This window comes from Candidatus Limnocylindrales bacterium (genome assembly GCA_035559535.1).
In the GTDB taxonomy this organism is placed as follows: domain Bacteria; phylum Moduliflexota; class Moduliflexia; order Moduliflexales; family JAUQPW01; genus JAUQPW01.
In genome coordinates, this window is record DATMBG010000051.1 from 371039 (window position 1) to 383377 (window position 12339).

Below are 12339 nucleotides of genomic sequence, written 5' to 3' on the forward strand. Positions count from 1 at the left end.
AAGATACGTTTCATGATCGGCTTCTATGCTTATGATCCCGCTACCTCTCTTACGAAAACCATGCCAAACCCAGATACCCTTCTGATTAAATTGCCTCTTCTTCGGTTTTACAGGGGAAGGATCTTCGTTTTAAAATCTCCTTTCCTGTGAAGCAGGGAAAAGTCAAATTCCTTTTAGTACCTTGTAAAGTTAATTCTGGGTTAGTCTCTTCCCCCCTCACCCCAGGTCCTTCTCCCCCTCCCTTATCCTCCCCGTGGACGGGGAGGGAAGGGGTGGGGGCGGAGAGGGAAGCGAGAAGATCTCCAGGTCAACTTCCTAAATACCCTCTCTCCCTCCCCTCGATTCCCCCCGTCCATGGGGGGATGGAAGGGGGGAGGGGAGGGAGAGAGGGGCCTGGAGTGAGAGCAGGACGGTTATTCAAATTTAACTTTACAAAGTATTAGCTTCGCACGAAGCTGATAACGGCCTGTCAATATTTTGACACGATACCCTTTTTAAGGGTCGGGGGGAACTTGAAGGAAATGGAGGGGAGAAAAAAGTTCTGTGTAGGGGTGCACGGCCGTGCACCCCTACTTCCTAAATCAAAAAAGCAGATATAAATTATTATCAGGATAGTTAGAACCCGAATAAAGATGATTATGAAACAAGCAACAAAATTTGAAAAACTTGCAACGGTCTTTGAACAACTGGAGGCAGTCTCTTCCAACCTCAAGATGATAGATATTTTATCCGATTTCTTTTCAGAGATTTCCCCCGAAGAAGCCCGAATTACGGCCTATCTTTTGAGGGGGAAGGTTGCACCGGACTATGAAGGTTTGAAATTGGGTCTTGCAGAGAAGCTGGTTATGCGAGCCCTCAGCCAGGCCTGGGGAATATCCCTTAAAGAAGTCGAGGGCCACTTCCAAAAAATCGGGGATCTTGGAGATGTTGCAGCCAGCGTAGCTCCGGAAAGGAACAGTGCCGGACTTTCCATTCAAGAAGTGTTTAATGAACTTCAAATCATTGCACGGACTTCAGGAGAAGCCTCCCAAAAAGCAAAAATTCAAACCTTAGCCACTTTGCTTTCCAGATGCTCTCCTCGAGAAGCGAGATATGTGGTTCGAATCGTTTTAGGCACACTGCGCCTCGGAGTTGCTGAGATGACCTTCTTGTATGGATTATCCAAGGCCTTAACCGGTACCAAAGAGAAGAAGGCTATTTTAGAGAATGCCTTTAATGTACTTTCAGATTTGGGAGAAGTTGCCTATCAAGCAGTCCAGAAGGGTGTGGAAGCCCTTCAAGAGGTACAACCGGTCGTTGGTATCCCGATTCGTATGATGCTTGCCCAGCGAGTCGAGGATTTAGAAGAGGTTAAGAAACACATTCCAGGTAAGGTGTTTGTGGAATATAAATATGATGGGGAGCGTGTTCAAGTCCATATTCCCAGACAGGGAGATATGACCCTGTATTCGAGGCGCCATGAAAAGATTACCCATCAATTTCCGGATATCATAGCAGCCATCCAACAGGCCTTTCCAGGAAAAGAAGCCATTATCGAAGGAGAAGTAGTTTCCATTGATCCCCAAAGCGGCAAGTTACAGAACTTTCAAGTCTTAATGACCCGGCGCAGGAAACATAAGGTTGAAGAATATGTGGAAAAGGTTCCGGTGAAGTATTTTCTCTTCGATATGCTCTACTTCAATGGGAAATCTCTTTTAAAAACCCCTTTATCCCAGCGAAAAGAGATGCTGGCGCGACATTTTTCCAACAAAAACGGTCTGGCACTTGCCGAGTATATCCTTACCGAAGAGGTCGAAGATATGGAGAATTTCTTTGCAGAAGCCATAGAGCAAGGGGGAGAAGGGGTCGTGCTTAAAGATGCCACAAGCTTTTACGAAGCCGGAATCCGGGGATGGAAGTGGATCAAGTTCAAAAAGGAGTATAAGAGGGAACTGGCCGATACCTTTGATTTGGTCGTTGTGGGGGGCATCTACGGTACCGGGCGGAGGGCGGGAACCTACGGTTCCCTACTCGTGGCTGCGTTTGATCCTGAAACCAATAAATACTATTCCTTTACTAAAGTAGGGGCTGGATTTACAGATCGGGATTTAGCTGCGTTACCTCAGATGTTTGCAAGGTATCAACTCCCTGGGAAATATCGCCTGGTAGAAACTGGGATGGAAGCAGACGTATGGTTTGAACCGGCCTTGGTGATGGAAGTTACCGGTGCTGAACTGACGATAAGTCCTGTCCACACTGTGGCCAAGGAAAAGTTAAAAAAAGGAGGACTTGCTCTACGCTTTCCACGGTTTTTGAGATGGCGGGATGATAAAACTCCCGAACAGGCCACTACAGTTCAAGAAATTTACGAAATGTACCTGGGTCACAAAAGATGAAATAGACCTTCATCTCAAAGCAAGGTCCCTATCCTCGCTGATAATTCCAGGATATTGGCCTTCTCGATACCCGGTTTTTCACTCTGGTCAGCAAGGCAGTTCGATTAAGACCGGATAACTTAGCGGCCTTAGAAGGTCCATCAATACCCCATTTTGTTTTTTCCAAGAAGAGTTTTCCTTAATCGGTTTTTCCATCCTCGTTCTGAGAGTCCTCCCGCACAGGTGACGCTTCATCTGATCCCGGGCTTTCGGAGATCAGAATCTTACAAATTTCTTTAAATCTTTGCAGGATACTGTCTTTAAATTTTTCTTGCCAAGGCCCAGAAAACGTTAGACGGTTTGATCCCATGGGAACCCGGCGCCGCCGGGTTCCTACAGTTGTTTTTTACCCCCAGGAGGGATCTGGACCGGTAAACCCCTGTCTGGCTCACTTCCAACTCATTTGCATACGCTTCAAAGCTCAGTGTACTGATTCTCCACCAAAGGTCGATCCCGTTGAGGAAAAGCAGGATTATCGACCAACCTGTTATACCTGTCATACCTGTCATACCCGGTATTCTGAGGGGGGACCATCGAACTCTTTTCTTTTTCATTGACATCTGCCTATAAGACTGCGAAACTGTCTTTTGGTGATAAGGGGAAGGAAAAATTCAGAGGATGTTTTATAAAATCCTTGGAAAGAGGTCTTTAGTCAGATGAAAGGTTGGAAAAATTACTTTTTCAATAAATCTAACAGACGGGAGGTAAAGATGCAGCGGATTCTGGTTTTTGTTTTCACGGCTATTTTCCTAAGCTTACTTTTTACTCAACCTGCCATGGCCGCAGAGACGGTTAAGTTAGGACTGGCAGGTCCTCTCACAGGAGATCAAGGAGTCTTCGGTGAGCTGTTGAAGATTGGAGCGGTCATTGCCATGGAAGAATGGAATGAGAAAGGGGGGGTTCTTGGAAAAAAGGTTGAATTCATCTGGGGGGATGACCAACATGACCCAAAGCAGGCGGTATCTGTAGCCAACAAGTTTGTTAATGAGGGCGTCGTCGGAGTTGTAGGCCATTTCAATTCCAGTTGTTCTATTCCGGTGTCAACGATTTATGCCCGATTCGATATTCCCCAAATTACCCCCGCTTCCATCAATTCAGAATTTACCGACCGTGGCTTAAAAAACGTATTCCGAACCTGTGGGCGTGATGATCAGCAAGCAATCGTTGCGGCAGATTTTATCGTAAATACCTTGAAGAAAACGAAAATAGCAGTTTTTCACGATAAGACCACTTACGGTCAGGGGTTGGCCGATAAAGTTGTTGGAGAGTTAAAGAAACTGGGGGTTGAACCGGTCTTCTACACCGGGGTTGTGCAGGGGGATAAAGATTATACCGCCGTTTTAACTGCTGCCAAACAGAAAGGCCCGGAGATTCTTTATTTTGGGGGAATTCATCCTGAAGCTATTTTGCTGGCCAGACAATCCAGGGAGTTAGGCTTGAATGCCGTCATGTTCAACGGATCCGGCACCTTTACCCAAGAGTTTATCGAGGGGGCAGGTCCGGCAGCCGAGGGATCTTATATTACGTTTTACCCGGACCCAGAAAAGATTGAAGCAGCCCAACCCTTCATCAAAAAGCTTAAAGAGAAATTCCCTCAGGCAAGAGAAATAAGTGCGTTTACCATTAATAGCTATGTGGCCGCAAATATTCTCCTGGAAGCTATCCAGGCAACGGGAAGTACCGATGGAAAGAAATTATCAGACTTTATCCATAAAACCCGATTTAACACAGCCGCAGGATCTATTCAGTTTGATGAAAAAGGCGACCTGGTAGAAGCCCCCTTTGTGGTCTGGCAGGTTCAGAACGGAAAATTTGTGCAGATTCAGGAATTCAGGAAAAAGTGAATCCTGGAAATGGATCGGAATCCGGTCAAACCCTCTTAGCAAGACCCTCGCGTTCATCCTGAATATCCCAACCTTCTGCTTTCTTCTCTTGGATGAACCGATTCATTTTCTCTCTGGCACTTTTTTTCGGTTCTGAACTGAAATCTACGATAAGTTCTTGATGTCCGGTTTCGGTTACTCGATAGGCCCGGTAATCGGTGGGTATGTAAAGTTTAGGCTTCATAGGTTTATTTCTTACCTTACCCACATCTCTTTATTACGTCAAGTAAGTATCGTTTTTTAAACCAAGGCTAAAAAGGGAGGACATCCTCCATGACCGATCAGAAATTTATAACCCCTAAATTGAATATCCTTATCATAGATGACGATCCGAACAGTTGGGAGATCCTGATGGCTTGTTTGGAAGGGCCGGGTTACCTGATTGTTGAAGTTGACAACCCACAGGATGCTCTCATGGAGGCTTCCAGGAGACCCTTCGATCTGGCCTTTGTAGATCTGCGGTTGGGGACGAAGACCGGACTTGACTTTATCCCGAGGCTTTTGGCGGGAAGTCCCTGGATCAAAATCGTAGTCATCACTGCCTATGCCTCGGTAGATACGGCGGTTAAAGCGATGAAACGAGGAGCCGTAGACTACTTGTCGAAACCCTTTAACCCTTCCCAGGTAAGTCTTATGACGAAAAGGCTGGCGGAGATCCGGGCGCTGGAGCAAAAAGTAGCGGTGCTACAAGAAGCTCTTGGGCAGGCAAGCCTTGAAACCGAGTTGATCAGTTTCAATCCGACCATGCAGCGAGGACCAGTTCTCGCCCGGCAGATTGCGCAGAGCCATGTAACGATCCTTATTCAAGGAGAAAGTGGAACCGATAAGGGAGTACCGGCCCGGGCCATCCATGCCTGGAGCCCTCGAGCTACCAAATCCTTCTCTGTCGTATCCAGTGTATCCCTCTCCGCGGAACCCCTGGAGAGCAGCTCTTTGGACAGGTAATCGGTATGTACTGGCAACCACCCCATCGCTGGAAGAGGCTGCCCAGATCCTGGGGATAGAGCAGAACTCGATCCACAACTCGCCGTGGCCTATTGGGGAATCGCATACGCCCTTGGCCCTAATATTAATGCAGACACATAACTCCGAATGGAGGACCTGTAGGGGGGATTCAGAGCGATCTGAGGGAGGAGCGGACAGTTCGTGCCCCTACTGTGTTATTCGTAGGGCCTACTGAATTACCTGTAGAAATCGCATGTAGAAGCAAAGTTTGAGTCGGCAAGCAGATGAGCCCCCAGGCGGGGCTGGCTACCTAGGGGGAAGAAAAAGAAACTTTAACTGTCCCTCCTGTAGACCGATGATGGCACACTAGCTAGTTAACCTGGATCATTTCTAATTCTTAAAATTCTTTAAGAAAAACTATTTGATGGAATAAGCCTTTTATCTCATCAGATGACTCTTCAAGATTTACACTAGGAGATTTTCCATGAAACGATTCAGTTTCTTGGAGGTTGTTTGGCTGGCTATCGTTGGCCTGTTTCCTTCCGCCTTGCGCACTGAGATCCTGCCTCCTTGAACTACGAGACGAAGCCGGAACAGACTCTCCGGCGAGAAGGCATCACCATTATCGATGTCGATCTAGAATCCTAAAACTTCGGGAAGATTCTCGTCGATATTTCCCTTCCTCCCAATCTAGTGCTTTGTTACTTTAATTTTGCTTAATGTTTAAGTGACCCTCACCCCCGGCCCCTCTCCCACGCTGCGGAAGAGGGGAGCTGGGGAGTGAAAGCAGCCCTATGAGGTCAAAATTAAGGTAACAGTATAGTAAGAACAGGTTTGAAACCCGTCCCTACTACCTTCTACCTGAGTTACCCTATAGAGACAACCTTCCTCATCCCTATCGGCTTACCATGGACAACAAAACTAACGAAGTGGCTTATCGGGTCCAGGCAAACCATTTTGTGAATAGTTTCTTAATCCGGGGGGTCAACAAAGTGCGTCGATAAGCATCTGCCACCTGTTTAATGGCTTCGGCCTGGGTGGGATAAGGATGGATTACCTCTGCCAAAGTTCTTAAACCTATACTCCCTACCATCGCTGTGGTGATCTCGCTGATTATCTCTCCTGCATGACGGGCTACAATGGTAGCACCCACAATTTTATCGGTCCCCTTCTTCACGTGAATCTTGACAAACCCTTCCTCGTCTCCATCAATAAGGGCCCGATCTACCTCACCCATGGACCTTACGAAAGTATTCACTTCTATCCCCTTTTCTCGAGCATCCTTTTCAGACATCCCGACATGGGCGATTTCCGGGTCGGTGTAAGTACACCAGGGAACAGTCAGAGCACTCAATTTCTTACGCCCCAGGAAGAGGGCATTCTGGATCACAATTCTTGCTGCAGCATCGGCAGTATGGGTAAATTTATATTTTAAACAGATATCACCAGCGGCATAGATACGAGGGTTGGTGGTCTGTAAGTAATCATTCACCACTACCCCATTTTTCTTGTCATACTCTACTCCTACAACTTCAAGATTTAGACCCTCCACATTGGGAGCACGTCCGACCCCGAGCAAAATTTCATCCACGGAGATAACGTCCTCGTTATTTCCGTTCTGTAAGTAAGCCAGCTTCTCTTTACCGGACATGGTAACTCGCTTGACGGTCGTATTTAATCGGATATCGATTCCCTCTCGTCGGAGTACCTCTGTAAGAATTTTGGCAGCGTCCGGGTCCTCCATGATCAGGAGTTGCGGCGCTATCTCAACAAGGATTACTTCACAACCTAATCGGCAGAAAGCCTGTGCCAGCTCACAACCTATGGGACCTCCACCAATGACAAGCAGGCGTCTTGGACGTTCGGTCAGGAAGAAAACCGTTTCATTGGTCAGGCAACCGACTTCTGCCAGTCCGGGGATAGGAAGATGAACAGCCCGTGCCCCGGTAGCCAGAACGGCTTTTTTAAAGCGAAGGGTTTTCCCTGCAACCTGTAGGGTGTCAGGACCTGTAAACCGACCCTCTCCCAGGAATACATCTACACCCAGTTCTTGAAATCTTTTGGCTGAATCATGATAACTAATCCTTGCTCGTAGTTTTCTTAATCTTTCCATAACGGCAGGAAAATCTACTTCTCCGCCTCCCGGAACATTCACACCGAACTGACGGGCGTTGCGAACCTCTGCAGCAGCACGAGACGATCGAATTAAGCACTTCGAAGGTACACACCCTACGTTTAAACAATCGCCACCTAGAAGGTGTTTTTCAATTAAGGCCACCTTGGCACCTAACCCGGCCGCTCCTGCAGCGGTCACCAATCCCGCCGTACCGGCTCCTATTACAACCAGATTATAACAGGGAGCCGGTTCAGGATTTTTCCAATCCGGTGGATAAACATTGGAAAGAAGAATCTGATTATATTTATCATCCGGTAGCACCTTTGCGGACAGTACCTTTGACATGGGGTTCATAAAAGTGTTCCTCCTTGATTAGTTTTCTTTGAACTTTTTGACAAGCTTAGGAATAAAGAACGAGAAAACAAACAAAACCAGGGAAAACAAAACTTTCACGGAGAGTAACTGACTCCAATCTCCACTGGCTAAGACTTCTTTAAGGGTTCCTACGAAGAAGGTAAAAATAAAGGTACCTACCAGAATTCCTAAGGCGGTACCGAAAAAATAATCTAAAAACCGGACCCGGGTAAGTCCCATACCGAAGTTTAAAGGGGTAAAAGGAAAGTAGATCAAGCGGAGATAAAGTACAGTAGCAAATCCATTGCGAGCGATGGCATCATCATACTTTTTGAGCCTGTCGCCGATGAGAGAAGCGGCAAAATCTCTACCCAGCGTACGTCCAATAAAAAAGGCAACGCTGGAGCCGGCCATCGCCCCAAGCCAGACATAGAGAAAACCCCAGTAGGGTCCAAAAATAGCAGCTCCTAAAGCAGTCAGTACGGTACCCGGTACAAATAAACAAACTCCAACGGTATAAATCACTATATAAATCAAAGGGGCCCAGATGCCCGCGGATTCTAAAGAACGACCTAGAACCTCAGGGGTAAAAAATTCCTTAACCGGGGTAAACCGAACTAGGTAAATGGCTCCCACGATAAAAACTATGAAAATGGAAGCCTTAATGGCAGCCCCTTTGCGACTCGATGACGGTTGCACAACACCTTCCATAATTTTATTCCTCCCTTTTTATAGGTCCAGGATATACCTTAAAACTAGTATTATAAATACTTGATTTAACCTGTTTGGTGAACGGTCGTCCCATGCAAGAAATCCTTACATAAAATTTTGACAGTCATATAGTTTTAGTCATGGTCCATCTCCCCGTTTATCAACTAAAAAGGTACTTCCCCCTGAAGGACTATAAAATCATTTGCTTTTTATAAATCCTGTGGACTCTTTTAACCTCGGAGTTGGTAATATAAAAAGGAGAGGATCCTGTAAGGATTTTTACCTGTCAACCGACTGTTTATTAAACAGTTTAGGAAAATGATTTAAAAACCAGCATAAACCTTTTAACCGATTACGTCAAGCGAGGAAAATCTATGCTCATCAAAATTAAAACCAATTTGGATATTCCTTCTTCGGAAATTACCGATAAAAAACTCTATCTTAACCGGCGTGAGTTCATCCGGGCTGCCTCTATGGCTGCGGTGACAGCAGCTTCCGGATCTTTAGGTCCGGATCTGTTGAGGCCCGACACGGTCCAGGCAGGGGAAAAGTTAGAGGAGGTAGTTAAAGGGCCTTACAGCACCGATGAAAAACCCACTTCCTATACAGCTATCACCACCTATAATAACTTTTACGAGTTTGGGACCGATAAGGAATCCCCGGCCGAAATAGCCCCGAAAACCCTCAAACCTCGCCCCTGGTCGGTTGCAGTAGAAGGTGAGATAAACAAACCGGCTGTTTATCATCTAGAAGATTTGATTCCTAAGACCCTGGAAGAACGTATTTACCGACATCGTTGTGTTGAGGCCTGGTCGATGGTGATTCCCTGGGTAGGGTTTCCGCTGGCGGATTTGATCAAACGCTTTGAACCGACCTCCAAAGCCAAATTTGTTGAATTTACCACCCTGTATGATCCAGAACAGATGCCCGGACAGAAACGGGCTATACTTAAATGGCCCTATGTGGAAGGATTACGCATGGATGAGGCCATGAATCCCCTGACAATCCTGGCCGTTGGGTTGTATGGAGAGGTTTTACCTAACCAGAATGGGGCCCCGCTTCGGCTGGTGGTACCCTGGAAGTATGGGTTCAAGAGTATTAAGTCCATTGTTAAGATACGTTTTGTGGAAGAACAGCCCATGAATACCTGGGCCCTGGCCGCTCCAGATGAGTATGGCTTTTATGCCAATGTAAACCCAGAAGTAGATCATCCCCGTTGGAGCCAGGCCCGGGAACGGCGTGTGGGAGAATTTTTCAAGCGCAAAACCCTTATGTTTAATGGCTATGCAGAACAGGTTGCGCATATGTACGCCAATATGGATTTAAGAACCTATTTTTAAGATCCAGAAGGAGGACTTAATTTAATCCCATTTCACCCCTCTTTCCTGAAGTTTCAGGAAAGGGGAAGTGGGCTTTCTGAGGCAGGTCTGAGGTAGGTGTTTTATGGGAGTGCTCATTGGTAAGCGTTCCCATCTTATCTCCTTCCCGTTTCCCGGGGGAGGGAACTTCGGAGTAAAGCCCCCCTTCCCCTATTACAGGAAGGAAGAGTCAGGGAAAGAGGCTTATTTATAAGCACTCTCCAGGGGAAGGTAAGCAAGAGGGGGAAAGCCCATGAAAATTAAGGTAACAGGGTACTACAGACAATGGATGAGGGAGAAAGGACTAATGACCCGGAATCGGTGGATACAGTATGTGGTGAAGCCTATGGTCTTTGCTGCTTGCCTGATTCCTTTGGTTATATTGATCATCAAGGCCCTGACCGGTCATCTTGGTGCTAACCCTATTGAAGCAACTACCCGAAGTATGGGAGATTGGGCCTTGAGATTCTTATTAATCACCCTGGCCGTGACCCCGCTGAAGCATCTTTTAAAGTGGGACTGGCTGATTCGATTTCGGCGTATGCTGGGGTTATTCGCTTTTTTCTACGCCTGCCTGCATTTCTTGAGCTATGCAGGACTCGATCAGTTCTTTGCCCTGGATGAAATTACCAAAGATGTGATTAAGCGCCCTTTCATTACCGTGGGTTTTACCAGTTTTCTCCTCCTGATCCCCCTGGCCGTTACCTCCACCAATAAAATGATCAAACGCCTTGGAAAGCGATGGCAATCCCTCCACCGATTGATTTATCTCATCGGTATGGGTGGGGTGATCCACTATTTCCAGTTGGTTAAAGCAGATACGCGAAATCCTACAATTTACGCCATTATACTGGCGATACTTTTGAGTTATCGTTTATGGGCGAAGTGGATTCAGAATAAAGGAGCAGGATATAGATATGACCGGCTAAAAATTGGCAACCTGCCAAGATCCTCGTCTAAACAACCCTAAACCCCACCATGGCATGCTTTAGAGACTCCAAAGAGATAAAAAAGGAGAGACAAAATTCGTCACTTTTCCTTGTCATAACATCTATCTAAGTTCTTACCTTTTCAAACCGGATACCCTTTCACCGGAAAATATTACCTAAAGAAAATAACAGTAATTTAAAGGCTTAAGCCCTATAGAAGCAGTCTATTTATAACTATGACATTCTAAACTTCTCCGCGCCCCGTAAGAACTCCCCGTCTGATACTTTGTTTACTTAGTTTTGTGTAACTTTTAAACCGCTCCTCCCCCCCTAGCCCCCCAGTTCCCCCTCTGTAGGAGCGGGAGGCCTCCCGCCCCTACTGGGGGACAGGGGGTGAGGGGAGAGGGGGTTGGGGTGAGGGCCACTTAAATGTTAAACAAAACTAAGTAAACAATGTACTCATACATTGCAGTGTTCTAATACTAAATAAATAGGTCACATAACCTGCAGGGCGATCCCCCAGGATCACCCTTTAACAGGGCGGCTTTCCGGAGTTGTTCCTGGCGGTCATACCGGATTTTAACAGGAATAGGAATTAGCATATATATTGCATGCCCCTTTTATCAAGGATATCCATTTTCCCGAGGAACGATATAAAAGGTAAATAACTCCTGGTTTCTTGCAAGAACACCTTAAAACTTAGGATCATCTCGACAGGTTATTCGATCTGTTACGCCGAAGAAAGGAGTCCGTACTTATGAGGCCAGTTCAGCTTAAAAAGAACCAGTTGGGTTTTACTCTAATTGAATTACTGGTGGTAGTCACCATTATCGGTATTATTGCAACTATAGCCGTTCCGAATTTATTAAATGCCACTCAAAGGGCTCGACAACGTAGAACCATGGGAGACATGAAAACCATCGCCAATGCCATAGCCCAGTATCTTCAAGATAACAGTATTGTACCTCTGGGAGGTTCGATAGGAACTACTGTTACAACTCCAAATACCAGTCTTAACAACGTATTAATTCCCACTTATATAACGGCTATTCCAGACCGGGATGGCTGGGGTAATCCTTTTCGTTATATTGTATCGGCCAGAGATTCTTATACCCTTGAAAGTAGAGGGCGAGACGGGATTAATAACGTTAACGCAACAAGGAATGACCAAAATTGGGATCATGACCTCATGCTGAGTAATGGAATATTTATTGCCTCCCCGGACTCCGGTACCTAACCCATCGAAGGAAAAAGCAAACAGGCAAGCATGGATCTTTTTTACTTAGAGGGGGTACTTTATTTCGTTCCCAGGCTCTGCTTCAACGGTATTAAGTTAAGAGCAGGTAATAAGGTGGAAGGTTTTTTAGCTCCTTAGGGAGCATCCTGTTAAACAGGACGCTCTGAAGGGGCTTTAAGGCTATTTAGAATTTTGTAGCTATTAACAGGCCATTCCTGGCACCTATGTCCCTCACTCCCCTTCCCCCCTCTCCTGAAGCTTCAGGAGGGGGAGGAAGGGGAGTGAGGGAAGGTAACCTGCGATTCGATGTTTCTCACCGGATAGAGTTACCTTCCATTCTGTTCCATCAATTTAGCCACCAGCCCTGTCCAACCCGTCTGATGACTGGCTCC

10 protein-coding genes are annotated in these 12339 nt (G+C 46.4%); 6 read left to right on the forward strand and 4 right to left on the reverse strand.

The window, feature by feature from the left end; translation table 11 throughout:
• Positions 1–638: 638 nt before the first annotated feature.
• Positions 639–2375, forward strand: a complete 1737-nt coding sequence (locus tag VNM22_20120) for an ATP-dependent DNA ligase (protein ID HWP49475.1) — start codon at positions 639–641, stop codon at positions 2373–2375.
• A 299-nt stretch (positions 2376–2674) separates the two neighbouring features.
• Here the strand turns inward: VNM22_20120 and VNM22_20125 are convergent, their stop codons facing one another.
• Positions 2675–2968, reverse strand: coding sequence for a hypothetical protein (locus tag VNM22_20125; protein HWP49476.1), 294 nt, complete (start codon positions 2966–2968; stop codon positions 2675–2677).
• 156 nt (positions 2969–3124) lie between these two features.
• On the opposite strand from VNM22_20125, the gene VNM22_20130 reads away from it, so the two are divergent.
• Positions 3125–4258, forward strand: coding sequence for a branched-chain amino acid ABC transporter substrate-binding protein (locus tag VNM22_20130; protein HWP49477.1), 1134 nt, complete (start codon positions 3125–3127; stop codon positions 4256–4258).
• A gap of 25 nt (positions 4259–4283) precedes the next feature.
• On the opposite strand, the gene VNM22_20135 is transcribed toward VNM22_20130, so the two are convergent.
• On the reverse strand, positions 4284–4481 hold the full coding sequence (locus VNM22_20135; protein ID HWP49478.1) for a hypothetical protein: 198 nt from the start codon (positions 4479–4481) through the stop codon (positions 4284–4286).
• 89 nt (positions 4482–4570) lie between these two features.
• Between VNM22_20135 and VNM22_20140 the strand changes: the two genes are divergently transcribed.
• A complete protein-coding gene (locus VNM22_20140) occupies positions 4571–5242 on the forward strand; it encodes a response regulator (GenBank protein ID HWP49479.1) in 672 nt (223 codons plus the stop codon).
• 934 nt (positions 5243–6176) lie between these two features.
• On the opposite strand, the gene VNM22_20145 is transcribed toward VNM22_20140, so the two are convergent.
• Positions 6177–7712, reverse strand: a complete 1536-nt coding sequence (locus VNM22_20145) for a mercuric reductase (protein HWP49480.1) — start codon at positions 7710–7712, stop codon at positions 6177–6179.
• A gap of 18 nt (positions 7713–7730) precedes the next feature.
• Positions 7731–8423: a TVP38/TMEM64 family protein gene (locus VNM22_20150; protein ID HWP49481.1), complete on the reverse strand. Its 693-nt coding sequence runs from the start codon at positions 8421–8423 to the stop codon at positions 7731–7733.
• Between the two features lie 374 nt (positions 8424–8797).
• Here VNM22_20150 and msrP point away from each other — a divergent pair, with 374 nt between their 5' ends.
• The 3 genes from msrP to VNM22_20165 all read left to right on the forward strand — a co-directional run bounded on the left by msrP (position 8798) and on the right by VNM22_20165 (position 11947).
• Positions 8798–9763: a protein-methionine-sulfoxide reductase catalytic subunit MsrP gene (msrP, locus tag VNM22_20155; protein ID HWP49482.1), complete on the forward strand. Its 966-nt coding sequence runs from the start codon at positions 8798–8800 to the stop codon at positions 9761–9763.
• A gap of 271 nt (positions 9764–10034) precedes the next feature.
• Positions 10035–10751, forward strand: a complete 717-nt coding sequence (locus VNM22_20160; protein ID HWP49483.1) for a protein-methionine-sulfoxide reductase heme-binding subunit MsrQ — start codon at positions 10035–10037, stop codon at positions 10749–10751.
• Between the two features lie 716 nt (positions 10752–11467).
• Positions 11468–11947 (forward strand): prepilin-type N-terminal cleavage/methylation domain-containing protein, encoded by a 480-nt coding sequence (locus tag VNM22_20165; protein ID HWP49484.1) that lies wholly within the window; start codon positions 11468–11470, stop codon positions 11945–11947.
• The last annotated feature ends 392 nt before the right edge of the window (positions 11948–12339 follow it).

Coding starts and splice junctions, on each gene's coding strand:
- VNM22_20140 (HWP49479.1), top strand. CDS start 4,571: ATGACCGATCAGAAATTTATAACCCCTAAATTGAATATCCTTATCATA.
- VNM22_20160 (HWP49483.1), top strand. CDS start 10,035: ATGAAAATTAAGGTAACAGGGTACTACAGACAATGGATGAGGGAGAAA.
- VNM22_20150 (HWP49481.1), bottom strand. CDS start 8,423: ATGGAAGGTGTTGTGCAACCGTCATCGAGTCGCAAAGGGGCTGCCATT.
- VNM22_20165 (HWP49484.1), top strand. CDS start 11,468: ATGAGGCCAGTTCAGCTTAAAAAGAACCAGTTGGGTTTTACTCTAATT.
- VNM22_20135 (HWP49478.1), bottom strand. CDS start 4,481: ATGAAGCCTAAACTTTACATACCCACCGATTACCGGGCCTATCGAGTA.
- VNM22_20145 (HWP49480.1), bottom strand. CDS start 7,712: ATGAACCCCATGTCAAAGGTACTGTCCGCAAAGGTGCTACCGGATGAT.
- VNM22_20130 (HWP49477.1), top strand. CDS start 3,125: ATGCAGCGGATTCTGGTTTTTGTTTTCACGGCTATTTTCCTAAGCTTA.
- VNM22_20120 (HWP49475.1), top strand. CDS start 639: ATGAAACAAGCAACAAAATTTGAAAAACTTGCAACGGTCTTTGAACAA.
- VNM22_20125 (HWP49476.1), bottom strand. CDS start 2,968: ATGAAAAAGAAAAGAGTTCGATGGTCCCCCCTCAGAATACCGGGTATG.
- msrP (HWP49482.1), top strand. CDS start 8,798: ATGCTCATCAAAATTAAAACCAATTTGGATATTCCTTCTTCGGAAATT.